At 66.3% G+C, this 24267-nt stretch carries 20 protein-coding genes; 12 read left to right on the top strand and 8 right to left on the bottom strand.

Translation table 11 applies throughout. The annotated features are described in order from the left end of the window. The first annotated feature begins 441 nt into the window (after nucleotides 1-441). The 3 genes from CUJ89_RS22115 to acnB all read left to right on the top strand — a co-directional run bounded on the left by CUJ89_RS22115 (nucleotide 442) and on the right by acnB (nucleotide 4302). Nucleotides 442-690, top strand: coding sequence for an adhesin (locus CUJ89_RS22115; protein WP_114179572.1), 249 nt, complete (start codon nucleotides 442-444; stop codon nucleotides 688-690). Between the two features lie 15 nt (nucleotides 691-705). Then, entirely contained in the window at nucleotides 706-1179 is a 474-nt protein-coding gene (locus CUJ89_RS22110; protein WP_114179571.1) for a nuclear transport factor 2 family protein, read from the top strand. A gap of 537 nt (nucleotides 1180-1716) precedes the next feature. After that, a complete protein-coding gene (gene acnB, locus CUJ89_RS22100) occupies nucleotides 1717-4302 on the top strand; it encodes a bifunctional aconitate hydratase 2/2-methylisocitrate dehydratase (RefSeq protein ID WP_114179569.1) in 2586 nt (861 codons plus the stop codon). Between the two features lie 108 nt (nucleotides 4303-4410). Here the strand turns inward: acnB and CUJ89_RS22095 are convergent, their stop codons facing one another. After that, nucleotides 4411-4824: a PPC domain-containing DNA-binding protein gene (locus CUJ89_RS22095; protein WP_114179568.1), complete on the bottom strand. Its 414-nt coding sequence runs from the start codon at nucleotides 4822-4824 to the stop codon at nucleotides 4411-4413. A gap of 378 nt (nucleotides 4825-5202) precedes the next feature. Here CUJ89_RS22095 and CUJ89_RS22090 point away from each other — a divergent pair, with 378 nt between their 5' ends. The 9 genes from CUJ89_RS22090 to CUJ89_RS22050 all read left to right on the top strand — a co-directional run bounded on the left by CUJ89_RS22090 (nucleotide 5203) and on the right by CUJ89_RS22050 (nucleotide 15710). After that, nucleotides 5203-6396, top strand: a complete 1194-nt coding sequence (locus CUJ89_RS22090; protein ID WP_114179567.1) for an aromatic ring-hydroxylating oxygenase subunit alpha — start codon at nucleotides 5203-5205, stop codon at nucleotides 6394-6396. A 12-nt stretch (nucleotides 6397-6408) separates the two neighbouring features. Next, nucleotides 6409-7857 (top strand): aldehyde dehydrogenase family protein, encoded by a 1449-nt coding sequence (locus tag CUJ89_RS22085; RefSeq protein ID WP_114179566.1) that lies wholly within the window; start codon nucleotides 6409-6411, stop codon nucleotides 7855-7857. A 14-nt stretch (nucleotides 7858-7871) separates the two neighbouring features. Continuing rightward, on the top strand, nucleotides 7872-9284 hold the full coding sequence (locus CUJ89_RS22080) for an FAD-dependent oxidoreductase (RefSeq protein WP_114179565.1): 1413 nt from the start codon (nucleotides 7872-7874) through the stop codon (nucleotides 9282-9284). A gap of 14 nt (nucleotides 9285-9298) precedes the next feature. Further along, nucleotides 9299-10612, top strand: a complete 1314-nt coding sequence (locus tag CUJ89_RS22075; RefSeq protein WP_201752385.1) for an NAD(P)/FAD-dependent oxidoreductase — start codon at nucleotides 9299-9301, stop codon at nucleotides 10610-10612. Then, nucleotides 10609-11016: an ethanolamine utilization protein EutQ gene (locus CUJ89_RS22070; protein WP_114179563.1), complete on the top strand. Its 408-nt coding sequence runs from the start codon at nucleotides 10609-10611 to the stop codon at nucleotides 11014-11016. The genes CUJ89_RS22075 and CUJ89_RS22070 overlap by 4 nt, the downstream gene beginning before the upstream one ends. A 184-nt stretch (nucleotides 11017-11200) precedes the next feature. Then, entirely contained in the window at nucleotides 11201-12097 is an 897-nt protein-coding gene (locus CUJ89_RS22065; RefSeq protein ID WP_114179562.1) for a LysR substrate-binding domain-containing protein, read from the top strand. A 260-nt stretch (nucleotides 12098-12357) separates the two neighbouring features. Further along, a complete protein-coding gene (locus CUJ89_RS22060; protein WP_236655059.1) occupies nucleotides 12358-13734 on the top strand; it encodes an MFS transporter in 1377 nt (458 codons plus the stop codon). Nucleotides 13735-14014: 280 nt separating this feature from the next. Then, nucleotides 14015-15250, top strand: a complete 1236-nt coding sequence (locus tag CUJ89_RS22055) for a M24 family metallopeptidase (RefSeq protein ID WP_236655058.1) — start codon at nucleotides 14015-14017, stop codon at nucleotides 15248-15250. 58 nt (nucleotides 15251-15308) lie between these two features. Then, nucleotides 15309-15710 (top strand): CBU_0592 family membrane protein, encoded by a 402-nt coding sequence (locus CUJ89_RS22050; protein WP_114179559.1) that lies wholly within the window; start codon nucleotides 15309-15311, stop codon nucleotides 15708-15710. Nucleotides 15711-15785: 75 nt separating this feature from the next. On the opposite strand, the gene CUJ89_RS22045 is transcribed toward CUJ89_RS22050, so the two are convergent. From CUJ89_RS22045 to CUJ89_RS22015, 7 genes are all read right to left on the bottom strand, one after another. Continuing rightward, a complete protein-coding gene (locus tag CUJ89_RS22045; protein ID WP_114179558.1) occupies nucleotides 15786-16808 on the bottom strand; it encodes a 2Fe-2S iron-sulfur cluster-binding protein in 1023 nt (340 codons plus the stop codon). Nucleotides 16809-16821: 13 nt separating this feature from the next. Next, complete coding sequence (gene hcp, locus CUJ89_RS22040; protein ID WP_114179557.1) at nucleotides 16822-18489, bottom strand: hydroxylamine reductase; 1668 nt, start codon at nucleotides 18487-18489, stop codon at nucleotides 16822-16824. 194 nt (nucleotides 18490-18683) lie between these two features. Further along, nucleotides 18684-18899, bottom strand: a complete 216-nt coding sequence (locus CUJ89_RS22035; RefSeq protein ID WP_114179556.1) for a DUF3079 domain-containing protein — start codon at nucleotides 18897-18899, stop codon at nucleotides 18684-18686. A gap of 226 nt (nucleotides 18900-19125) precedes the next feature. After that, nucleotides 19126-20526, bottom strand: coding sequence for an MFS transporter (locus CUJ89_RS22030; RefSeq protein ID WP_114179555.1), 1401 nt, complete (start codon nucleotides 20524-20526; stop codon nucleotides 19126-19128). 27 nt (nucleotides 20527-20553) lie between these two features. Continuing rightward, entirely contained in the window at nucleotides 20554-21798 is a 1245-nt protein-coding gene (locus CUJ89_RS22025) for an NAD(P)/FAD-dependent oxidoreductase (RefSeq protein ID WP_114179554.1), read from the bottom strand. Beyond that, nucleotides 21795-22757: a VOC family protein gene (locus CUJ89_RS22020; RefSeq protein ID WP_114179553.1), complete on the bottom strand. Its 963-nt coding sequence runs from the start codon at nucleotides 22755-22757 to the stop codon at nucleotides 21795-21797. The genes CUJ89_RS22025 and CUJ89_RS22020 overlap by 4 nt, the downstream gene beginning before the upstream one ends. 18 nt (nucleotides 22758-22775) lie before the next feature. After that, complete coding sequence (locus CUJ89_RS22015; protein ID WP_114179552.1) at nucleotides 22776-24266, bottom strand: aldehyde dehydrogenase; 1491 nt, start codon at nucleotides 24264-24266, stop codon at nucleotides 22776-22778. Between the last annotated feature and the right edge of the window lies 1 nt (nucleotide 24267).

Genomic DNA, 24267 nt, shown 5'->3' with positions numbered 1-24267 from the left:
AGCACAGAAGAGACGTTCAACATTTGGATTCCTCACTATTTAGACAGCGATATTCAACACGTGCCGGCTTGCCGGACCCGATGCACGCGTCACACATCGCGCTCCGTCAAATCATGCATTCATGCTATCGCTTTGAACGGCCGAGCGACCGTCGCCACCCGCCCGCACCCTGACATTCGTCAAACTCTCGAGAATCACACGCCTGTCGCGCTGAAATCCGTCGCGCGATTGCGTCGCTGTACGCCGGGCTTCGTCTACCGGCCGCATTGAAACCGCTGGCCGCCGGCCTGAAAGCCGCCGCCTTCCTGTTGCACACGAAACATGAAAAACGGGACGGGATCACCCTGCCCAGCCACCATTTCAGCAGACGTTTACCGGGGGAAGCCCCAAGTGCTTCGTCGTACGTGTCCGCGTTACGCTTGGGCAACGAGGAGACGAACCATGAGACGAGCCGTACATATCGCTGTTTTCGCGCTGCTGGCCTATCTCATCGGCGATCGCGCGATCCTGCATGCGCAGGGCCGCGACGCCAGCCCGCTTGCGTGCGAACAGGGCGCCGCGCAGGTGAAGGGCGACGCGCTCGGCCGCGGCTTCGGCGAAGCGGCCGCCAGCAGCCAGAGCGAGGCATTCATGTCGGGCTGCCTGGTGACGGGGCGACGCACCCAGGACGTCGCGATGGCGGCCCGCTGACGTGAGTCCGGCGGAATGAGCCATCCGAACACCGCGTTGATCCAGCGCTTTTACACCGCCTTCCAGCAGCGCGACATCGACGCGATGCTGGCCTGCTATGCCGACGACGTCGTCTTCAGCGATCCCGCATTCGGCGAACTGCGCGGCGAGCTCGCGCGCGACATGTGGCGCATGCTGGTCGCGCGTGCGCAGGAATTTTCATTGACGTTCGGCGAGGTCGGCGCTGACGAGCAGGCCGGACGCGCGGAGTGGATCGCGCACTACCGGTTCACCGCGACCGGCCGGATGGTGGTCAACCGGATCGAAGCACGGTTCCGGTTTCGCGACGGGCTCATCGTCGAGCATCGCGACAGTTTCGACCTGTGGCGCTGGGCGCGCCAGGCACTCGGGCTGAAGGGAGCCCTGCTCGGCTGGACGCCTTTCATGCAACGCGCCATCCGCGCGCAGGCGCGGAAGAATCTCGACGCGTATCGAGCGAAGCGGAGATAAGGCACGCGCTGCTATTGCTTCATCGTGGCGTGGATCAAGCCACGTGACACAAAGCGCCGCGCGCGCACCGTTTCATGCGCGCCCGTGCAGGTATGTGCCGCGTCGGCAATCTGAATCGCATTCAGGGGCTTCGTTGGCTGGTGCATGCCAGCGCCCGTCGCGACCAGGAACGCCCCGCTCCTGTTCCACATGACGAAAGCCAGACCCGGCAGGGCCGACCCGACGTCGGCGGACGCCCCGAAATCGCGGTCGGGCAGCTAGCCGCAGATCCCCTCCGTCCCCGCCGGCAACCGCCAGAACCACCCGGACCACCTTGCCTGCAAAGGCGCTCAGGCAAGCCTCCGAATCACGCCCGACAAGGCCGACGCCCCCATGCCCCCCGATCTCCCATGTCTTGTGTTTCAACTCTTATATAAGACATAAGACATTTGACGTTCCAGTGCATTGAGATTAGAATCCCGCTCAAAGCAGTGCCTGGAACAGCCCCGGAGTGCCGGAAAGGCCTTCCCCTCAAACGCAATATCAGCAGGTCTCCCCATGCTTGAAAACTTTCGTGCTCACGTGGCCGCCCGCGCCGCGCTCGGTATTCCTCCCCTGCCGCTGACGGCACAGCAGACCGCCGAACTGGTGGAACTGCTGACGAACCCGCCCGCCGGCGAAGAGCAGACGCTGCTCGACCTGATCACCCACCGCGTGCCCGCGGGCGTCGACGAAGCCGCCCGCGTGAAGGCCGGCTTCCTGGCTGCCGTGGCCAAGGGCGAGACCGCCTGCGCGCTGATCTCGCGCGAGCGCGCCACCGAGCTGCTCGGCACGATGCTGGGCGGCTACAACATCCAGCCGCTGATCGAACTGCTGTCCGACGACGCAGTCGCGGCCGTGGCCGCCGACGCGCTGAAGAAAACCCTGCTGATGTTCGACCAGTTCCATGACGTGAAGGAACTCGCCGACCAGGGCAACGCGCACGCGAAGGCCGTGCTGCAGAGCTGGGCCGATGCCGAATGGTTCACCAGCCGTCCGGAAGTGCCGCAAAGCCTGACCATCACCGTCTTCAAGGTGACGGGCGAAACCAACACCGACGACCTGTCGCCGGCCCCGGACGCCACCACCCGCCCGGACATCCCGATGCACGCGCTGGCGATGCTGAAGAACGCACGCCCGGGCATCACGCCGGAAGAAGACGGCAAGCGCGGCCCGGTCAAGTTCATCGAGTCGCTGAAGGAAAAGGGCCACCTGGTCGCGTACGTGGGCGACGTGGTCGGCACCGGCTCCTCGCGCAAGTCGGCCACCAACTCGGTGCTGTGGTTCACCGGCGAAGACATCCCGTTCGTTCCGAACAAGCGCTTCGGCGGCGTGTGCCTCGGCAGCAAGATCGCCCCGATCTTCTACAACACGATGGAAGACGCCGGCGCGCTGCCGATCGAACTCGACGTGTCGCAGATGGAAATGGGCGACGTGGTCGAACTGCGCCCGTATGACGGCAAGGCGCTGAAGAACGGCGAAGTGATCGCCGAGTTCCAGGTCAAGTCCGACGTGCTGTTCGACGAAGTGCGCGCCGGCGGCCGCATTCCGCTGATCATCGGCCGCGGCCTGACCGCGAAGGCACGCGAATCGCTGGGCCTGGCCCCGTCGACGCTGTTCCGCCTGCCGCACCAGCCGGCCAACAGCGGCAAGGGCTTCTCGCTCGCGCAGAAGATGGTCGGCCGCGCGTGCGGTTTGCCGGAAGGCCAGGGCGTCCGCCCGGGCACGTACTGCGAACCGAAGATGACCTCGGTCGGCTCGCAGGACACCACGGGCCCGATGACCCGCGACGAACTGAAGGATCTCGCCTGCCTCGGCTTCTCGGCCGACCTCGTCATGCAGTCGTTCTGCCACACCGCCGCTTATCCGAAGCCGGTGGACGTGAAGACGCACCAGACGCTGCCGAACTTCATCAGCACGCGTGGCGGTATCGCGCTGCGCCCGGGCGACGGCGTGATCCACTCCTGGCTGAACCGCATGCTGCTGCCCGACACCGTCGGCACCGGCGGCGATTCGCACACGCGCTTCCCGATCGGCATCAGCTTCCCGGCAGGCTCGGGCCTGGTCGCCTTCGCGGCCGCCACCGGCACGATGCCGCTGGACATGCCGGAATCGGTGCTGGTCCGCTTCAAGGGCAAGATGCAGCCGGGCGTCACGCTGCGTGACCTGGTCAACGCGATTCCGCTGTACGCAATCAAGCAAGGCATGCTGACGGTCGCCAAGCAAGGCAAGAAGAACATCTTCTCGGGCCGCATTCTCGAGATCGAAGGCCTGCCCGACCTGAAGGTCGAGCAGGCGTTCGAACTGTCGGATGCGTCCGCCGAGCGTTCGGCCGCCGGTTGCTCGGTCCACCTGAACAAGGAACCGATCATCGAATACCTCAACAGCAACGTCACGCTGCTGAAGTGGATGATCGCGCAGGGCTACCAGGATCCGCGCAGCCTGCAGCGCCGTATCGAGGCGATGGAGCAGTGGCTGGCCGACCCGCAACTGCTGTCGCCGGACGCCGACGCCGACTACGCGGCCGTCATCGAGATCGACCTCGCCGACATCCACGAGCCGATCGTCGCATGCCCGAACGACCCGGACGACGTGAAGACGCTGTCCGACGTCGCAGGAGCTACGATCGACGAAGTGTTCATCGGCTCGTGCATGACCAACATCGGTCACTTCCGTGCCGCGTCGAAGCTGCTGGAAGGCAAGCGCGACATCCCGGTCAAGCTGTGGGTCGCGCCGCCGACCAAGATGGACCAGAAGCAGCTGACCGAAGAAGGTCACTACGGCGTGTTCGGCACGGCCGGCGCGCGGACCGAAATGCCGGGCTGCTCGCTGTGCATGGGCAACCAGGCACAGGTGCGCGAAGGTGCGACGGTCATGTCGACGTCGACCCGCAACTTCCCGAACCGCCTGGGCAAGAACACGAACGTGTACCTCGGCTCGGCGGAACTGGCGGCAATCTGCTCGCGTCTGGGCAAGATCCCGACCAAGGAAGAGTACATGGCCGACATGGGCGTGCTCAGCGCCAACGGCGACAAGATCTACAAGTACATGAACTTCGACCAGATCCAAGACTTCAAGGAAGTGGCCGACACCGTGCAGATGTAAGCACGCTGTCGGGCTGCGGCGGGTTGTTGCCGTCGCAGCGCCACGCAATGGCGCCGCCGGGTGAATGCCCGCGGCGCCATTTTTTCATGCGGCGCCGCTATGCGGCACTCACGCGGCATCGCCGCCCGGCGCGCGACGGATCACCAGCTCGTTGAAGCCGGTGCCCGCGTCGGGTTCGCGAGAAAAACGATGCGCGGGAAGCAGCGCGAGCAGGATCTCGGCGGTCGTGCGCACCACGCAGCCACTCGCCACATGGCCGCCCGACACGCGGCCGCCCGCATCGGAAACGGACATGTGCAAGTGCGCGCCATCCGGCGATACCGAGCCGGCCAGCGTCAGGATTTCGAGGTCGCCGCGCAGTTCGGTCGGCAGGTCGGCGCCGGCAAAGCGCAACTGCGCGACGCTCAGGCTGCCGATGCCCTGGATCACGAACGCCGCGTGCGATGCGTGCCGACGCAATGCAAGCTCGATCGACGCGCGCAGATCGTCGCCGGGGGACAGTCGCAGTGGATGGGCGTGCATGGTCGATATCCTGTTCGCGGGCCGCGGTTTCGGCCAAGGGTAAGTTTGTGCCGGCAATCCGGCAAGCCCGCCAATCGATCGGCGGATCGGAGATCGAGCCGCAGACACTCGAATTCGACCGCGCCATCGCATGGCAACTCGCCAACGTCGATCGTGAAACCGAGTACGTCGATATCCCTCCAGCGTTTCCCCGGCCTCCCGTCGTGCCCTCCCGCCCGTCCCGGAGCGACGTCGCACTCATGAGATTTGCTGATGAATCCACCGCCAAAGAATCGTTTGTTGCGGTGGATTCCGACTTCGATAATTTGTCCCGAGGCCCGCATCCTGTCCCGCTCAGGTCAGGGCAACAAACTCAACAGATGCCAAGGAGACGAGACAATGAACGCCCCCGCCGAAGTCAAACAATTCCCGCTCGTGCAGCTCGAAACCGTCCTGAAGCCGATTGACCAGGCTACGGGCCTCAGCAACGAGTTCTACACCGACGAACACTACTTCAAATACGAACGTGATGCGGTGCTGAGCCGCGACTGGGTCTGCATTGGCTTTGCCGATGACATCAAACAGGCGTCGTCCGTCCGGCCGATCGACTTCATGGGCCTGCCCCTACTGCTGATGCGCAATCGCGAAGGCACGCTCCAGGTCTTCCACAACGTGTGCAGCCATCGCGGCATGAAGCTGGTGCACGAAGCCGGTGAGATTCAGGGCGTGATTCGTTGCCAGTATCACTCGTGGACCTACGATCTCAACGGCTCGCTCAAGGGCACGCCGCATGTCGGCGGCATCAACCAGCACAAGGACCCGCGCTTCGCGTGCGAAAAGCACGGCCTGAAGGCACTGCGCAGCCATGTCTGGATGGGCATGGTGTTCGTGAACCTGTCGGGCACGGCGCCCGATTTCGAAGAAGCGATCAAGCCGCTGACGGATCGCTGGCAGGAATTCCTCGGGACGGACGGCCTGTCGCTGATCAGCGCACCGCACGACAGCGGCTCGTGGTCGCTGGAGGTCAACTGCAACTGGAAGCTGGCGGTGGAGAACTACTGCGAGGCCTATCACCTCCCGTGGGTCCACCCGTCCCTGAACTCGTATTCGCGCCTGGAAGACCACTACAACATCGCATTCGCCGAGCGCTTCGCGGGCCAGGGCAGCCGCGCGTACAACCTCGCCGACGTCGAAGGCACGTCGCTGCCGACCTTCCCGACGTGGCCGCGCGACCGGATGCGAACGGCGGAATACGTCTCGTTGTTCCCGAACGTCCTGCTCGGGATCCAGGCTGACCACGCCTTCGCGATGGTCCTGCAGCCGATGGCGGCGAACCGCACGGTCGAGCATCTGCGGCTGTTCTTCGTCGGCGACGATGCCGCGCACGATCCGGGCTACGCGGCGAGCCGGCACGCGGTGCTGGCCGCATGGCGCGTCGTGTTCTCCGAAGACATCGGCGCGGTGGAAGGCATGCAGGCTGGCCGTCAATCGCCGGGGTTCAAGGGCGGTGTCTTCTCGCCCGAAATGGACGCACCCACGCACTATTTCCATCGCTGGATGGCCGGCAAAGTGCTCGAGAACGGACAGGCGTAACGGGAGCCGGTCATGGAAAACTCACTCAACCGACATTGGCTGAACTACATCGACGGCGAATGGATCGACAGCCCGCGCCGTCTCGACGTCGCGAATCCAGCCGACGCCGAACCATTCGCAACCGTTGCATTGGCTTCGAACGACGACGCCGAACGTGCACTCGACGCTGCGACGCGATGCGTCAACAGCGGCGCACTGACTCGCCCGCGCCCCGCCGAACGCGTCAAATGGCTGCTGCGCATCGCCAACGAAATCCGCTCGGTGACGGACGAAGGCGCGCGCATTCTGTGCCGGGAAAACGGCAAGCGCCTGAGCGATGCTCGTGACGAGTTCGTCGAGGCAGCCCGCTACTTCGAATACTACGCAGGCCTCGCCGACAAGCTCGAAGGCATCTCGGTGCCGCTGGGCGACGACTACGTCGACTTCACGCACTACGAACCGATGGGCGTGTCGGTGCAGATCGTGCCGTGGAATTTCCCGGTGTCGATCTGCGCGCGCTCGCTGGCGCCGGCGCTGGCCGCCGGCAACGCGGTGATCGTGAAGTCGCCGGAACTCTCGCCGCTGGGCATGTGTGTGCTGTTCGAGGCGATCGAGCGCGCGGGCCTCCCGCGCGGCGCGGCACAACTGCTGTGCGGGCTGGGCAGCGAAGTCGGCGCTCATCTCGCGTCGAGCCCGAAGACCAGGCAGATTGTCTTCACCGGCTCGGTGCCGACCGGCCGCGCGATTCTCGCCGCCGCCGCGCAGTGGGCAACGCCCAGCGTGATGGAGCTCGGCGGCAAGTCAGCGGCCATCGTATTTCCGGATTGCGACCGCGAACAGCTGCTGGCTAGCGTCAAGAGCGGCATCTTCTTCAACGCAGGCCAGGTGTGTTCGGCGATGTCGCGCCTCGTCGTGCATCGGAGCATCCATGACGAGGTGGTTACCGCTGTCGCCCGTCTGGCGCGCAGCCTCGTCGTCGGCCGTGGCGAGCAGGATGCCGATCACACGCCGCTGATCAGCGCGAACCAGCTCGACCGTGTCGCGTCGATGTGCCGCGACGCGATCGACGAAGGCGCGCGGGCCGTCGCCGGCGGCGATCGCATCAATGACCGGAGCGGGCACTTCATGCAGCCGACCGTGCTCGCCGACGTGCATCCGCAGATGAAGATCGCGTGTGAAGAAGTGTTCGGGCCGGTACTGGTCGTGATGCCGTTCGACACGGAAGACGAAGCCGTCGAGATCGCGAACGGCACGCCGTTCGGCCTCGTGGCCGGCGTGTTCACGCGCGACGTCAATCGCGTGCTGCGCCTCACGCGGCGCCTGCGGGCCGGGCAGGTGTTCGTCAACGAGTGGTATGCCGGCGGCATCGAAACGCCGTTCGGCGGCATCGGCCTGTCCGGGTTCGGCCGAGAAAAAGGCCAGGAAGCGATCTACAGCTACGTGCAGACGAAGAACGTGGCGTTCCGCGTCGCCCGCGATTGAGAGAGGCACCGACGATGAAGAAGTGGCTCTGTGTCATTTGCGGGCTGATCTACGACGAGGCCGAAGGCTGGCCGAAGGACGGGATCGCGCCCGGCACGCGCTGGGAAGACGTGCCGGATGACTGGAAATGCCCCGAGTGCGGCGTCGGCAAGTCCGATTTCGAAATGATCGAGATCAGCGTCGAGACGGCACCGATCGCGCCCGCCGTTCCCGCAACGCCGGTGCCGTCGGCCCCCGCATCGGCTCCTGCCATCGCCGCGAAGCGCGCGAGTGCGCCGATCGTCATCGTCGGCTCCGGTCACGCGGGCTACAGCCTTGCGCAAGCCGTGCGCCAGCGCGATCCCGACGCCGACATCGTGATCCTGACCCGCGAGTCGGGCCATCTTTACTCGAAGCCGGCGCTGTCGATCGCGACGTCGCAGGGCCGCAGCGCTGACGCGTTGATCGCCGAGTCGCCGTTCGAAATCGAACAACGCCTGAAGCTCCGCGTGTACCCGCATTGCGACGTGCTGGCAATCGATGCGGCGTCGTACGTCGTGCGCACCGCGTTCGGCCCGATGCCGTACGCGAAGCTCGTCCTCGCGCTCGGCGCGAGCCCGGTTCGCATCGACGTCGCGGGACGCGCCGACGCACTGCTCAGCGTCAATAACCTCGACGACTACCGCGTGCTGCGCGAGCGACTGGCAACCGCATCGCGCGTGGCAATCATCGGCGACGGGCTGATCGGATGCGAATTCGCAAACGACCTGGCCGCCAGCGGCTTCGACGTGAACGTCATCGGCATCGGACAGTGGCCGCTTGAACGCCTGCTGCCGCAGCAAGCCGGGCTGCACCTGCAGCGCGCGCTGGCCGCCCTCGGCGTCGGCTGGCATCTGCGCAACGCGGTCACGGCCATCGACGGCGAGCCCGGCCGCTGGACGCTCACGCTCGCGAACGGCAGTCGGCTCGACGCGGACGTCGTGATTTCCGCGGTCGGTCTCGCGCCGAATGTTGCGCTGGCCGCGGCATGCGGCGCCGAAGTCGGCCGCGGCATCCGCACCGATACGCAACTGCGCACCAGCGTTCCCGACGTGTACGCGCTCGGCGATTGTGTCGAGATCAACGGCCGCCCGGCGCCCTATCTCGCGCCGATCAATCACGGCGTCGGCGCGCTCGCGCGCACGCTGACCGGCCAGCCGACCGACGTCCGCTATCCGCCCATGCCTGTCCATGTGAAGACGCCCGTCGCACCGCTGAGCTTCCTGCCGCCGCAGGCTGACGTCGCCGGCGAATGGCGCGTCGACGAGACCGCGGACGGCTTCAGTTGCGCACACGTCGACAGCACGGGCCGCCTGTGCGGCTTCGCATTGATCGGTCAGCACGCACAAACGCTACGGGCCCGCTGGGTGGACGAATGCAAGTCCGCTACCGGACAAACCGCCTCTTGATTCCGACGAATACCATGAACCTGCCCCACGACGACCCCAACTGCGGCTGGTATGCCGCGCTGCCTCCCCCCGCGCCTGCGCACCGTCTCTCCGGCCGCCAGGTAGCCGACTACGCGGTAATCGGCGCCGGTTTCGCCGGCCTCGCCGCCGCCCGCCAGCTCGCGCTTCACGAACCCGATGCCCGCATCCTGCTGGTGGATGCACAGCGTGTCGGCGAAGGTGCGTCGGGCCGCAATTCAGGCTTCGTCATCGACCTGCCGCACAAGTTCGCGCTCGAGAATCCGGACCCAGAATTCAAGCAGCGCCTGTTGCGGTTGAACCGCGCGGCGATCGCACAGTTGCAGTCGCTGATCGGCGAGCACGGCATCGCATGCCAGTGGTCGCACGCTGGCAAATACCAGGGCGCGGTCGGCGAGCGCGGTCTTGGGTATCTCGAACACTTCGAGAAGCTGATGTCCGGCCTCGGGGAACCATATCGGTCGGTCGAGGGCGCCGAACTGGCGAAGGTGCTCGGCACGTCGCACTACAGCCGCGCGGTGTACACGCCGGGCTGCTACCTGATGCAGCCGGCCGCGCTGGTTCGCGGGCTCGGCCGGTCGCTTCCCGGGAACGTCGAACTGCTCGAAGAATCGCCGATCCTGCGCGTCGAACGCGACAGCGGCGGCTATGTGCTGCACGGCGCCGACGGACAGATCCACGCGCGCCGCCTGCTCCTCGGGACCAGCATCTTCACCCGCGAATTCGGCTACCTGCAGAATCGCCTGTTGCCGGTGATGACGTTCGCGAGCTGGACGGCGCCGCTCGACGACGCGCAGAGCAAGCGCTATCGCGGGATGCTCGACTGGGGACTGACGCCGGCCGACCATGCCGGCACGACCGTGCGCATGACACAGGACCGACGCATCATCATCCGCAATACGTACCGGCACGTGCCGAAGTACGGCCGCAGCGTCGACGAAGCGACGCGTAACCGGATTCGCGCCGATCATCGCAAGGCATTTCTCGCACGTTTTCCGGAACTGTCCGATGTGCCGTTCACCCATACCTGGGGCGGCGTCTACGCCATTTCGCGCAACTTCACCAACTTCTTCGGCGAACTCGAGGACGGCGTGTTCGCGTCCGCCTGCGACAACGGCGTCGGCGCGGCATGGGGCACGATCTCCGGCACGCTGCTGGCCGACCGCGCGGTCGGCGCGTCGTCGCCGCTGCTCGACGACATTCACGCGGTCACCGGCATGCCGTCCCTCAATCCGCCGGAGCCGCTGCTCGGCCTCGGCGTGCGGACGCGCATCAGGCTCGCCGCGTGGCAAAGCCGGAGCGAGGTATGAACGCGCGCACCGACACACCGGCCCAGGCACGACTGGTCGACCACGCCGATCTCGGCTTCGTGGTGCGGGGCGGCCCGCCCGGCGCCGCCTACGTGGCGCGTGCGCTGCCCGACGACGTCTCGCCGAACCTCGGCATCGGCTTTGCGCGCTGGGAAGGCGCGAAGGTGAGCTGGACCACGCTGTACGAAGAGGTCATCTTCACGCTCGAAGGTAGCCTGGAGGTCGAGACGGGCGGTGTCACGCACCAGGTCAATCCGGGGCAGGTGCTGTGGCTGCCGAAGTACACGACGCTCGTCTACTCGGGCTTCGCGCTGTTCGGCTACGTGGTCTACCCGGGAAACTGGAAACAGACGTGCGACGCCGCGGATCGGGACGTGCCCGACCTCCACGCGCAGCAACGCTGAGCGGCACGTTCGGGTAGTGTCGCTCTCGACTTGACGGCGACGGCGGCTCGGGCAGAATTCGATCGTCAATCACGAGCCCGACAAGCAGGACGCCCGGCGGGAAACGCCCGCCGGGCGCGTCTCCCGTTGCACCGCCGAAACGGGAATCGCTTACAAAAAGCTGTACGGAGACACCCGTTCCCCAATGAAGATCCAGCCATTGCCCCCGTTCAAGGCGCTGATCGCTTTCGAGGCGACCGCACGCCTCGGCAGCTTCACGCGCGCGGCGGACGAACTCAACGTCACCCAGGGCGCGATCAGCCGACAGATCGGCCTGCTCGAAGACATGCTCGGCGCCCATCTGCTCGACCGCACCACGCGCTCGGTGCGGCTGACACCGACCGGCGAACAGTATTTCCAGTCCTGTCGGGAGTCCTTGCTATCGCTCGCCGAGGCAACACAACTGGTCAAGCGCTGGCACGGCGACCAGCAGGTGACGGTCGCGACCAGCACGGCACTCGCGTCGCTATGGCTGCTGCCGCGCATTCCGGAATTCAACGAGACGCACAGTGGCATCGACCTGCGCATCGTCGCGTACGACCACGTGAAGGACTACCGGAAGCTGGAGTGCGACCTCGCCGTCTACTACTGCAAGAGCCCGCCCGAATCGATCAAGAGCACGCCGATCTGCAGCGAAGAGATCTTCCCGATTTGCAGCCCGGCCTATCTCGCGCGTCGCCCGGAGGTGCGCCACGCAGAAGACCTCGCTTCGTGCACGTGGCTGTGGCTCGACGAATCGGAGCGCGACTGGGTCAGTTGGCCCGACTGGTTCCGTCGCCTCGGACTCCCGCCCGTCGCACCGCGCAACAAGATCAATCTCAACAACTATGCGATGGTGATCCAGGCCGCGCTGAGCGGGCAAGGCGTCGCGCTCGGCTGGCGCAACCTGATCGACCCCTACCTGAGGGACGGCACGCTCGTGCGCCCGGTGTCGGAAACGCTGGAAACGGACGGCCAGTTCCTGATCCTCGAACCGTCCGGCCCCCATGAACGGCGCAAGAGCGTCGGCAGCTTCAGGGACTGGCTTCTGTCGCTCAGATAGGCTCGACGCTTCACGTTTTCGGTCATCCGTCATGGCGTTTCCGTCTGATGGATGCCATGGCTTGCGCACGCCGGAACCGCGCCCGACAATGTTGTTGCACGCTGCGTCTATTACAAAAAATGATGAATTGACGCACGAAATATCGTTTGTTCGGCCCGGCCGATTTCCACAAACTCTCCTTGCCAGTTGATCCAGATCAGGTCGTCAGAACCGCAATCGGCTGGACCTGCCGTCCTGCACAAACACAAGGAGACATCATCGTGTCAAAAGCCCTACCTTCTACGCCGAGCGCGCGCGACCAGTTCACCCGTGCGCAATCCGGCAAGCACCGGCGCTTCCTCGCGAAACTCACGACCGTCATTTCCGGCGGAATGTTCATCGACGGTTTCATCCTCGGCTGCATCGGCATCGTCATGCCGGCCATCAGCAGCGACCTGCACTTGTCGCCGGCCTGGGAAGGCCTGATCGGCGCCTCCGCGCTGATCGGCATCTTCATCGGCGGCCCGCTCGGCGGATGGCTGGCCGACAAGGTCGGGCGGCGCCCGATGTTCACGATCGATCTCGCGATCTTCCTGGTCGGGTCGGTCGCGCAGTTCTTTGTTGCCGATGCATGGCAACTCTTCATCGTGCGCATCCTGATGGGCATCGCGATCGGCGCCGACTACTCGATCGGCTGGCCGCTGCTCGCCGAATTCTCGCCGGCACGCCTGCGCGGCAAGCTGCTGTCGATCGTCGAGCTCGCGTGGTACGTCGGATACCTGATTTCCTATGCGGTGGGCTACGGCTTGACGGTGTCGTCGACGGCCGGCTGGCACGTGATCCTCGGTCTCAGCACGGTCCCGACCGTCATCGTGTTCCTGCTGCGCCTCGGCACGCCCGAATCGCCGCGCTGGCTGATGAGCCAGGGACGCACGGCCGAAGCGCGCGCGCTCGCGGAAGAGCACATGGAGCAGGACGAGCAGCACGATCTGCAACTCCAGCGGGCAACCGGCAAGCAGGGATTCGGTCGCCTGTTCTCGGCCGACTACATCAAGACCACGATGTTCGTGTCGATCTTCTGGGTATGCAACGTCACGCCGTACTTCGCGATCGGTTCGTTTGCGCCGATCGTGCTGGAAAAGCTCGGACTCAAGGAGGGATTGACGGGCGGCCTGGTCCTGAACGGGGTTGCGGTGCTGGGCACGATCATCACGGTGATGTTCGTCGAGCGCGTCGGCCGGCGCAAGCTCGGCATCCCGCCGTTCTTCATCTCCGCTGTCGCACTGGTGGGCGTTGCGCTGTTCTCTCACGTTTCGCCCGTCGTCATTCTCGTCTGCTTCTTCGTCTTCTCGCTGGTGAACGCGATTTCCACCACGCTGTGCGGCGTCTATCCCGGCGAGGTGTTCCCCACGGAGATCCGCGGGATCGGTGTCGGGTTCGCGACCGCCTTCTCCCGCGTCGGTGCCGCGCTGGGCACGTTTCTCCTGCCGCAGGTCATCAGCGCGTACGGGGTCAACGTTGCGTTGCTCATCGCCGCGGGCATCTGCCTTTTCGGCGGCCTCGTGTCGTACTGGCTGGCACCTGAAACCAAAGGCAAGCTGCTGAGCGAAGTCTCCGCCCCGCAGCGAGGAACGGCCGCGGTTCGCACCACCGGCTGACGCCCGCCGTCGAGTCGAATCCACGCGCGCATCGATCGCGCCGCAGCCTTCGCTGGCCGCGGCGCGATCCCGACTACGCAGTGCCGTGCCCAGTGCAAGCGATGCGGGTCCCCAACCGCGTTGCAAAAGCCACCAGCAAATGGCTCACTCCGATCCCGCACCCATGAATACCCGATCGCCACAAACGAACGTTCTCGCAGGTGCTGCCGTGCCGGCGCGCAAAATCGGCCCGTCGGCACGACAGGCTTCATCGCCCGAAAGCGCGGCAGGCAAGCTGAACATGCACGCGCTGGGTCCCGGCGACGACGTGCTCCGCGAATGGGCCGACGTCGGGCTGGTACTGCCGGATCTCGCTGCAATGAGGCGCTATCGGCTGGCGCGCATTCGTCAGGAACTGGTTCGCCGCGACTACGTGGGCATCGTTCTCTACGATCCCGTGAATATTCGTTATGCCGTCGACAGCACCAACATGCAGGTCTGGACGCTGCACAATGCGTGCCGCTATGCGTTCGTTCCGGCGGAAGGCCCGGTGATCCTGTGGGAATTCGACCACTGCGACTTCCTGAATCATCACACCGGGTCAGTCGATGAAATCCGGCCATGCGTGCCGTGGTTTCATTTCTGCGCAGGCGATCGCGCGGACGAGCAGGCCGCGCGCTGGGCCGACGAAATCGCGGCCGTCGTTCGGCAGCATGGCGGCGGCAACCTGCGCCTTGCCATCGATCATTGCGATTCCGAGGGCGTCGCCGCGCTCGAACGGCTCGGCATTAGCCTCTACAACGGCGAAGCGCCGATGGAGGAAGCGCGCAGAATCAAGTGCGACGATGAAATCCGCGCGATGCGGTGCGCCATTCACGCATGCGAAGCCGGCATCGCCGTCATGCATCGGCATCTTGAGCCGGGGATCACGGAGCAACGCCTGTGGAGCTACCTGCACGCCGAGAACATCGCACGTGGCGGCGAATGGATCGAGACACGATTGCTCGCATCCGGGCCACGCTGCAACCCGTGGTACCAGGAGTGCAGCAGCCGCACGATCGAAAACGGCGATCTCGTCGCGTTCGATACGGATCTGGTCGGTACTTTCGGTTTTTGCGTCGACACGTCGCGCACCTGGCTCTGCGGCGACAACACGCCCACTGCCGAGCAGCGCGAAATCTACCGGCTCGCGTACGAGCAGGTGCAGCACAACATCGCGCTGCTGCGCCCGGGCCTCACGCATCACGACCTGACCCATCGCGCGCTGCGCTACGCACCAAACGAATTCCGGCACTACTCGTGCCTGTATCACGGCGTCGGGTTATGCGACGAAGCACCGAACATCTACTTCCCTGAATCGTGGCAGTCGTGGGGTTATGACGGTGTCATCGAACCCGGCATGGTGCTGTGTGTCGAGAGCTATCTCGGACGGATCGACGGCGGCCCGGGCGTGAAACTCGAGGAGCAAGTACTGATCACCGACACGGGGCACGAAGTGCTGACGGCCTACCCGTTCGAAGACCGGCTTCTCGCGTAGCAACCCGCCGGCAATTTGTGCAATGCCGCCCCCCCTCCACCACCGACCACTCGACATCATGAACGCCGCGGACGCAATTGGCATCGTAGGTGTGATCTGCTATCAAGTCGCCTATGCGGGGCTGCAACTCGGCCGCATGCTACGCGACGACCGCCTGTACTTCTATCTGAACCTGTTCGGCCCCTGCTGCCTGCTGTATTCGCTGCTGTTTCATTTCAATCTCGCGGCCGCAGTCAGCCAGGTGCTCTGGCTCGTGTGGAGTCTGCTCGGCGTTGCCAAGGGCGCGCGGGCGCGGCGCCGGAAAGCGATTGCCGCTGCCGGCACTCACATGATCGCCGACGGATCCGCGCTGCACGCGACGAATGGATTTGCCCACACCCCAAGCGTCGCGCACACCGTCCTTCCCGCTTCCGGCGACCACGCGACGGCTTCGGGGAAGCGGACCGACGGGCTGTGCTGATACGTTGCATGCCGAATAGCGCAGCCTCCCTCGGGCCCCCTGATACCGCCCTCGCCTCGCGGCATCGCACAGGCCTCACACGGTGAAACGCTCGCTCGCGAACTGCGCATCCGGCACGCCCGCCGCGACCGCCACCTCCCGCACACCCTGCACGAGCGGCGGCGGCCCGCACACATAGATGTCCGGCGCCGCATCGGCCTGCGCGAGCGCCGCGCGCAACGCGTCGACCGGCGTGCCGCTAAACCCGGCCCACGCCCCGCCCGGGCGCCATACGCACAGATCGACTCGCAATGGCGGCAGGTCGGCCTGCAATCGCGCCAGCTCGTCGAGCATGAACAGTTCGCTTTCCTCATTGACGCCGAAGAACAGTCGCGCGTCGGCCATCTCCTGAAATTCGGCCAAGCACCGCAGCATCGACAGGATCGGCGCGAGCCCCGTGCCGCCCGCGACGAACCAGCGCGGCCGCAGGCTGTCCGCGAACAGCCCGAAACCGCCCATCGGAACACGCACGGTCAGCGCATCGCCCGGCCGCGCACGCTCGCGCAGGTAGGTCGAGAACCAGCCGCCCGGCCGCAGCCGGATCAGGAACTCGAGGCGGCCGTCCCAGTTGCTCGTATTCGCGAGCGAATACGGGCGGCGCAGGCCGCTGCCCGGCACCTCGAGTTCCGCGAACTGGCCCGGCTCGAACTCCACTGCCGAGCCGAATGCGTCGTCGGGCTCGACCTGCAACTCGACGCGTATCGTGTCGGCTGCGATCGGTTCGAGCATCGCGATCCGCGCGGTGCGCACGGGCACCGGATGCAGCAGCACCTTGGCCCGGTCGTACGGCGCGGCGACCCGCAGATCGCCGCGCGGCGTGGTCCGGCACATCAGGACCGCGCCGCGCTGACCGGCCGGCAGCACGCCGACGCTGTCGGCCTGCATCTCGTATGCCCCCTCGACGACGGTCGCCTGACACGCCCCGCAGCTGCCACGCCGGCATTGCGACGGCAGCGTGATGCCGGCTTCGGCCGCCGCCGCGAGCAAATCCTGCCCGGCGTCGCAACCGAAACCGAACCGTTCGCCATCGCGCGTCGTGATCTCGATCCGAAAAGTCATCGAACGATCCCGCTCAGGCGGCCTTGCGCGCCAGCGACGCGGCAAGGTCGGTACGGGCGTCGCCGATCGGCTGGATGCCGAACTGCTCGACCAGCACCGCAAGCACGCCCGGCGTGACGAATGCCGGCAGCGTCGGCCCGAGGCGGATGTTGCGCAGGCCGAGCGCGAGCAGCGTCAGCAGCACTGCCGCCGCCTTCTGCTCGAACCACGAGATCACGAGCGACAGCGGCAGGTCGTTCACGCCGCAATCGAACGCGTCGGCGAGCGCCGTGGCGATCCGGATCGCCGAATAGCTGTCGTTGCATTGCCCGACGTCGAGCAGGCGCGGAATGCCGCCGATATCGCCGAACGCGTGCCGGTTGAACCGGTACTTGTTGCAGCCGAGCGTCATCACGACCGTATCGTCGGGCGCCTGCTCCGCGAACTCGGTGTAGTAGTTGCGGCCCGGCGCCGCGCCGTCGCAGCCGCCGATCAGGAAGAAATGGCGAATCTGTCCGGCCTTGACCGCGTCGATGACCTGGTCCGCGACGCCGAGCACCGCATGCCGGCCGAACCCGACCGTGATCGTCTCCTCCGGCGCCGTGGCCGGGAAACCGGGCAGCGCTTGCGCGGCGCGCATCAGCGTCGAGAAATCGTGATGCTCGAGATGGCGCACGCCCGGCCAGCCGACCGGCCCCGTCGTGAAGATCCGTTGCCGGTATTGCGGCATCGGCTCGATGATGCAGTTGGACGTCATCAGGATCGGCCCGGGGAAATGCGCGAAGTCGCTCTGCTGGTCCTGCCACGCGCCGCCGTAGTTGCTGACCAGGTGAGGAAACGCGTTGAGCGTCGGATACGCGTGGGCCGGCAGCATTTCACCGTGAGTGTAGACCTGGATGCCCGTGCCGGCCGTCTGTTCGAGCAGCGCGTGCAGATCGCCGAGATCGTGGCCCGACACGAGGATCGCCTTGCCCGCCACCGGCGACACACGCACGGCAGTCGGCTGCTGCGCGCCGAAGCGGCCGGTATTCGCGCTGTCGAGCAACTCCATCACCGTCAGGTTCAGTTGGCCGAGTTCGAGCGCCTGCGCGAGCAGCGCGTTGACGTCGTCGGGTTCGCGCGCGAGAAACTCGAGCGCCGCCTCGACGCCCTCGTAAATGTCGTCGCGCTCGTAGCCGAGCACCCGCGCATGATGCGCGTACGCGCACACGCCCTTCAGCCCGTACAGCACCAGCGCGCGCAGGCCGACAATGTCCGCGCCCACCTTGTCGAGGCCCGTGTCGATGCCGACGGCCGCGGCCTGTTCCAGCAGGCCGGCGAGATCGCCCGCCGGCTGCCATATCGCCGGCCCCTGCGGCGCGGGAACGACCGTTCCCGCGGCCCGCGCGCTTGCTTCGCATGCGGCTTTCACGCGGTCGCGCGTCTGCGCCGCTTCGCGCAGCAGCGCGACGAAGCGTGCCGCATGGAAGTTCACGTTGGTCAGCGTCGTGAACATCGCGTACAGCACGAACCGATCCGCGTCGCGATCGGGCTCGCCCATCGCGCGCGCGATCGCGCCGTATTGCGCGATGCCCTTCACCGCATGGACCAGCAGGTCCTGCAGGTCGGCCGTCGTTGCATCCTTGCCGCAGTTGCCTTTCGCCGATGCGCAGCCGGGCCGCGCGCCGGTCCGGTCGGTCTGTTCGCATTGATAGCAAAACACGGTGCTCTCCTTTCTCGATCATGGGGGCGCGGGTCGGCGCGAACGGCGGCAGAACGCAGGTTCCTTGCCGCCGGGCATCCCGCCCGCTTCAAGATGCGTGTTTTATGCATCTTTTTTCATGATGTTTCGGGACGCGTTTCGCCACCGTGATGCAGATCAAGAAACGGGATACGTACCGGTGGGACAACTTGTCGCTATGACTGCTCGCCGGCTTCGGTCGCGTTGTCGGCGTCCGCACATTCGATACCCCAGTCGCCGTATCGATACCAGTCGTCGCCGAGCAGTTCGCTCGGGTGCTGCGTGCGGCTGGAGCCGTTGCCGCAACGCATCGCGTGCGTCGGGCAGTAGTTGTCGCATCCCCAGCAGATCCTCTCCGGATGCACGGGATGCAGCGGAAATTTCTTGGCCATGGTTCGTTGTCTTCCCGGTGTCGTTTCGTCCGCAACCGTTCGACTCTAGTTCACCGACGCACCCGGGCAATGCGGCATTCTTTCGCAGTGGCGGCCGTGTGTCGGCCCAGGCATGCGAAGGCGATCGGTCTGGTCTGCAAGGTAATCCGCGACGCAATCCGCCAAAAGCAAAAAGGCCCGGACATCGCCCGGGCCTCGTCGCATCATCCGCCGCTACCGGCCGCCCTTACGCTTCAAGCGCTTCGAGCACCTTCCCCTTCGTCTCGATCCCGACGAAGTGCACGGTCACCGCCGCGATCAGCGGCACGACGCCGATCAGGTAGAACGCCGGCGCGAGGTTCCCGCCGATGATCGCGTGCGGCACCACCATCGGCGCGACGAACGACGCGATCTTCAGCCACGCGCTGCCGAGCCCGCAGCCCGACGCGCGGATGCTGGTCGGATATTGCTCCGGCGTATAGACGTACGCGGTAATGAACCCCGACGCCATCAACCCGAGCGACAGCGAACAGAAGAGCGCGACGACATACACCGACGATGCGTGGTAGATACCCGCGAGCGCCAGCGACAGCGCGCACAGCACGAACGACCACACGATCACCGGCTTGCGGCCGAGCTTGTCGACGAGCAGCGCCGACGCCAGTGAACCGAGCACACCCGCCACCGAACCGATCACCGCGAGGTTGAGCGCGAGTTGCAGCGGCGCATGATAGAAGTTCTTGTAGATCGTCGGCAGCCACGTCGACAGCCCGTACTGGATGAACCCGCAGGTCGCCCACAACGTCGCCACCGCGAGCGTGCGCTTGCGATATGCGGCGCTGAACAGGTCGCTCATCTTGCGCTTCGGATGCTGACGCACCATCTCGTCGAACGCGGCCGTCTGCGTGACGGGCGGCAGTTCGCCGCGCACCGACGCTTCGAACACGCCGACCGCACGCCCGGCTTCCGCGAGCTGCCCGCGCGACGCGAGCCAGCGCGGCGATTCCGGCACGAGACGCGTGAGCACGAGCGACAGGATCAGCGGCAGCCCGCCGACGAAGTACATGATCTCCCAGCCGAACCGCGGCACGAGCCACGCGCCGAGCCCCATCGACACGAGCAGGCCGATCGGGAACACGATCTCGTACAGCAGCACGAAACGGCCGCGGCCATGCGCGCGCGTGATCTCGTTGATGTACGTCGCCGCGACCGGCAGCTCGCCGCCGAGCCCCAGCCCCTGCAGGATCCGCAGCAGCACGAAGATCTCGAAGGTCGGCGCGAAGCCGCATGCGATGCTCGTGATGCCGATCACGGCCGAGCTCCACGCGATCGCCTTCACGCGGCCATGCTTCTCGGCCAGTGCGGGAAACAGGAACGCGCCGATCAGCTGGCCGATCGCGCCGGACGCGATCAGCATGCCGATCTGCGTTGGCGACAGCCCCCATTTGTGAATCAGCAGCGGCAGCGTCGCCGCGATCGTGATCACGTCGAAGCCGTCGAAGAACGTCGCGGTGCCGATCAGCACGCGCGCGCGGATCTGCATCGCGTTGGCCGGAAGCCGCTCGAGCCGTGCGATGATCGCGCCGGGCGTGGAGGCGGCAGCTTCCATCGTGGCGCGACCGGCCACGACGTTGTCGAAAGTGCTCATGCGGGGTGTCTCCTGGTCGTTTGCCGGTCAGGCAAGCGCTTTGGTTGTGTCTGCCAGGGCTTCCGTATCCACTGCCCGGCCCTGGTTCATCCATTTGCGCGCGAGCTTCAGCTCACGCGCGTTGTTTACGGCGATGACACCTCTCACATGCCCGTCGCCAAGGAAAAACAGCGTCGCGCGGCGCGCGGCGAGATCGCCGCGCACGACGAGCTGCGCATCGGCCGGCAGATCACCGAGGATCTGCAGGTTCACGTCGTACTGATCGGACCAGAACCACGGGATCTCGGCGTACGGCGCGCGCACGCCGAGCACGGCTTTCGCGGCCGCGATCGCCTGGTTCTGCGCGTTCGCCCACGATTCGAGCCGCACGCGCCGCTTCAGCCAGCCGTTGTGATGATTCGCGACGTCGCCGCACGCGAAGATCGCCGGGTCGCTCGTCGCGCCGAATTCGTCGACGACGATGCCGTCGTCGACGGCCAGCCCCGCGTCGCTCGCGAGCGACGCGTTCAGCGCGAGGCCGATGCCGGCCACCGCGAAATCGGCGTCGATCGTCGTGCCGTCGGCGAGCGTCGCGCGCACTTGCGACGCGTCGTCCGGCTGCGCGTCGAGCGACGCGAGCGCTGCGCCAAGGCGCACGTCGACGCCGTTCGCGCTATGCAGGTCGAGCAGGAAATCCGACACGATCTGCGGCACCGAGCGGCCACACAAGCGCGGCGCACCTTCGACTACGACCGCTTCGACACCCAGCTTGCGCGCGGTCGCCGCGACTTCGAGGCCGATCCAGCCGCCGCCGATCACGAGCACGCGCCGGCTGGCGCGCAGCTTCTCGCCGAGCGCGGCCGCTTCGTCGAGCGTGCGCAGGTAGTGCAAATTCGCCGTCTTCACGATCGCGTCCGGCAGGCGGCGCGACGTGCCGCCGGTCGCGATCACGAGCCGGTCGTATTCGATCTCGCGGCCGCTGGCGGTTGTCACCACGCGGCGCGCGCGGTCGATCGACGCCGCGCGTTCCGGCTGCCATGCTTCGACGTTCAACGCGTCGAATTCGTCGGGACGCACGACGCGCACGGTTTCGATATCGGCGTCGCCGGCCAGCACGGCCTTCGACAGCGGCGGACGCTCGTACGGCAAGTGCGGCTCGTCGGCAATCATCACGAGGCGGCCCGCGTAGCCTTCCGCGCGCAGCGTCTTCAACACCCAGCCGGCCGCCTGCCCGCCGCCGATCACGACGACCGTGGCCGGCGCGGGCTGCGCCTGCGTGTTCGCATCGGTCATGATTTGCGCTCCGTCATGAACTTGCCTTCCGGCGCCTTCGCGTTTTTCTGCCGGCGCGTGTTGCCGTCGAGGCCGCCGTCGACGGCCCACTCGGCGAACACAGTCGGGCCCGGCTCGAATTCGCGCGGCTGCCACTCGGGCGTCAGGACGTCCTCGTCCGCGTAGTACTCGATCAGGCCGCCGGCCGGATTCTGGAAGTACCAGAAGTACGCGGACGACACCGGGTGGCGGCCCGGGCCGAGCTGGGTTTCCCAGCCGCAGCGGTCGATGTGCATGCCGCCACCGAACACTTCATGGATATCGCGCACGGTGAACGCGACGTGGTTCAGGCCGCGCTTGCCATTCGGCAGCGCGAGCAGGAACAGGTCGTGGTGGCCGCCGTGCGGCGCGCAGCGCATGAACGCGCCACGGCCCGGGTAGCGGTCCGACATCTCGAAGCCGAGCAGGTCGTGATAGAACGTTTCCTGCGCGGCGAGGCAGTTCGTGAAGAACACGACATGCCCGACCTCGACCGGCTCCGCGCGTGCATAGATCGGGCTCGGCTGGTCGACGCGCAGCGTCTGCCCCCACACGTTCGACGGCGAGCCCGTGATGTCGAGCGAGCGCTTGCGCGTGACTTCGACACGGATCGCCATCCCGTTCGGATCGATGCAGCCCACCGCATCGTCGTGCGTGTAGTAGCCCGGCTGGCCGGCGAGCTTGTCGCGCAGCGCGTCGAGTTCCTGTTGCGTCGCGACGCCCCACGTGACTTCACGCAGTGTCGGCCCCGCTTCGAACGCGGGCGGCAGCGCCGGATCGTCGGCCTTGACGGCCAGCACGGTGCAGCCGTTCATCGTCTCGAAGCGCGCGCGCGTGTCGTCGTGCGCGACTTCCTTCAGCCCCCAGTCGGCGAAAAAGCGCCGGCAGGTCGCGAGGTCGTCGACGCCGTACGTGATCTGCTCGATTCCCAAAATGCTCATTGCGTCATTCCCCTTCGCTCAGTTCGCCCACGGCAGCGGCGCGTCGTTCAAGCCCCAGTAAAGGCTCTTTTGCTGCATGTACTCGCGGATGCCGAGACGACCCTTCTCGCGGCCCATCCCGCTCTCCTTCCAGCCCGAGAACGGCGTGGAGATCGAGAACAGCTTGTACGTGTTGATCCATACGGTGCCCGTTTCGAGCGCGCGCGCGATGCGCCATGCACGCTTGTAGTCGCGCGTCCAGATGCCGGCGGCAAGACCGAATACGCTGTCGTTGGCCTGCGCGATCAGCGACGCTTCGTCGTCGAACGGCATCGCGACGAGCACGGGCCCGAAAATTTCTTCCTGGCAGATGCGCGCGCTGTTCGGCAAGCCCTCGAGAATCGTCGGCTGATAGAAGAAGCCATTCTCGCGCCCGTCGCCCGACGGCCGCTCGCCACCGCACAGCAGGCGGCCGCCTTCTTCCAGCCCGAGCGCGACGTAGCGCTCCACCGATTCGCGGTGCTTCGCCGTGATCAGCGGCCCCATCTGCGTGTCGGGGCGCGTCGGGTCGCCCACCCGCAGCTTGCGTGCGCCGGCCACCAGGCGCTTCATGAATTCGTCGTACACCGAACGCTGCACGAACAGCCGCGAACCCGCGATGCAGGCCTCGCCCGACGAGCTGAAGATGCCGTACAGCACGCCGTTGACCGCGTGATCGAGATCGGCGTCGTCGCATACGATCGTCGGCGACTTGCCGCCGAGTTCGAGCGACACGGGCATCAGCTTCTCGGCCGCGATGCGCGCGATGCCGCGGCCCACTTCGGTGCCGCCGGTAAACGACACCTTCTTCACCAGCGGATGACGCACGAGCACGTCGCCGATCACCGAACCCTTGCCCGGCAGCACGCTCAGCACGCCCTTCGGCACGCCGGCTTCCTCGCAGATGCGCGCGAGCGCCAGCGACGCGAGCGGCGTGACTTCGGCCGGCTTCAGCACCACCGCGTTGCCGCCCGCAAGCGCCGGCGCGAGCTTCTGCGCGTCGGACGCGATCGGCGAATTCCACGGCGTGATCGCCGCGATCACGCCGATCGGCTCGTACACGCTCATCGTCAGGTAGTCGCCGCGCGACGGCGTCAGTTCTTCGTCGAGCGTTTCGAGGCAGGCCGCGAAATAGCGGAACGTGTTCGCGGCGCTCGCCACTAGCACGCGCGTCTCGCTGATCGGCTTGCCGTTGTCGCGGCGCTGCAGGTTCGCGAGCACCTCGTGGCGCTGCATGATCAGATCCGCGATGCGGTACAGCACCTGCGCGCGCTGGTGCGGCTTCAACCCGGCCCAGTCGGCGCGGCGCCATGCGGCGTCGGCGGCCTCGACGGCTTCGGCCGCGTCTTCCGCGTTCGCCGTCGACACTTCCCTATTCAGCGACTGGTCGGCCGGATAGATGCTCGCGTAAGGCACGCCACGGCCGCGCCGCCACTCGCCGCCGATCAGGATGTTGCCGTCGGGTACGAGGCTCGTATCGAAAGAAGTCATG

The sequence above is a fragment of the Burkholderia pyrrocinia genome, from assembly GCF_003330765.1.
Taxonomy (GTDB): Bacteria; Pseudomonadota; Gammaproteobacteria; order Burkholderiales; family Burkholderiaceae; genus Burkholderia; species Burkholderia pyrrocinia_B.
Note: the sequence above shows the minus strand (reverse complement) of the source record. Positions and strands in the feature narration are given on the sequence as shown.

What these genes read in the sequence shown, in the direction of transcription:
- CUJ89_RS22030 (WP_114179555.1), bottom strand. Translation starts at nt 20,526, where the DNA reads ATGAGCACTTTCGACAACGTCGTGGCCGGTCGCGCCACGATGGAAGCT.
- CUJ89_RS22050 (WP_114179559.1), top strand. Translation starts at nt 15,309, where the DNA reads ATGAACGCCGCGGACGCAATTGGCATCGTAGGTGTGATCTGCTATCAA.
- CUJ89_RS22025 (WP_114179554.1), bottom strand. Translation starts at nt 21,798, where the DNA reads ATGACCGATGCGAACACGCAGGCGCAGCCCGCGCCGGCCACGGTCGTC.
- CUJ89_RS22055 (WP_236655058.1), top strand. Translation starts at nt 14,015, where the DNA reads ATGCACGCGCTGGGTCCCGGCGACGACGTGCTCCGCGAATGGGCCGAC.
- CUJ89_RS22110 (WP_114179571.1), top strand. Translation starts at nt 706, where the DNA reads ATGAGCCATCCGAACACCGCGTTGATCCAGCGCTTTTACACCGCCTTC.
- CUJ89_RS22115 (WP_114179572.1), top strand. Translation starts at nt 442, where the DNA reads ATGAGACGAGCCGTACATATCGCTGTTTTCGCGCTGCTGGCCTATCTC.
- CUJ89_RS22020 (WP_114179553.1), bottom strand. Translation starts at nt 22,757, where the DNA reads ATGAGCATTTTGGGAATCGAGCAGATCACGTACGGCGTCGACGACCTC.
- CUJ89_RS22035 (WP_114179556.1), bottom strand. Translation starts at nt 18,899, where the DNA reads ATGGCCAAGAAATTTCCGCTGCATCCCGTGCATCCGGAGAGGATCTGC.
- CUJ89_RS22070 (WP_114179563.1), top strand. Translation starts at nt 10,609, where the DNA reads ATGAACGCGCGCACCGACACACCGGCCCAGGCACGACTGGTCGACCAC.
- CUJ89_RS22045 (WP_114179558.1), bottom strand. Translation starts at nt 16,808, where the DNA reads ATGACTTTTCGGATCGAGATCACGACGCGCGATGGCGAACGGTTCGGT.
- CUJ89_RS22065 (WP_114179562.1), top strand. Translation starts at nt 11,201, where the DNA reads ATGAAGATCCAGCCATTGCCCCCGTTCAAGGCGCTGATCGCTTTCGAG.
- CUJ89_RS22015 (WP_114179552.1), bottom strand. Translation starts at nt 24,266, where the DNA reads ATGACTTCTTTCGATACGAGCCTCGTACCCGACGGCAACATCCTGATC.
- CUJ89_RS22090 (WP_114179567.1), top strand. Translation starts at nt 5,203, where the DNA reads ATGAACGCCCCCGCCGAAGTCAAACAATTCCCGCTCGTGCAGCTCGAA.
- acnB (WP_114179569.1), top strand. Translation starts at nt 1,717, where the DNA reads ATGCTTGAAAACTTTCGTGCTCACGTGGCCGCCCGCGCCGCGCTCGGT.
- CUJ89_RS22075 (WP_201752385.1), top strand. Translation starts at nt 9,299, where the DNA reads ATGAACCTGCCCCACGACGACCCCAACTGCGGCTGGTATGCCGCGCTG.
- CUJ89_RS22085 (WP_114179566.1), top strand. Translation starts at nt 6,409, where the DNA reads ATGGAAAACTCACTCAACCGACATTGGCTGAACTACATCGACGGCGAA.
- CUJ89_RS22095 (WP_114179568.1), bottom strand. Translation starts at nt 4,824, where the DNA reads ATGCACGCCCATCCACTGCGACTGTCCCCCGGCGACGATCTGCGCGCG.
- CUJ89_RS22080 (WP_114179565.1), top strand. Translation starts at nt 7,872, where the DNA reads ATGAAGAAGTGGCTCTGTGTCATTTGCGGGCTGATCTACGACGAGGCC.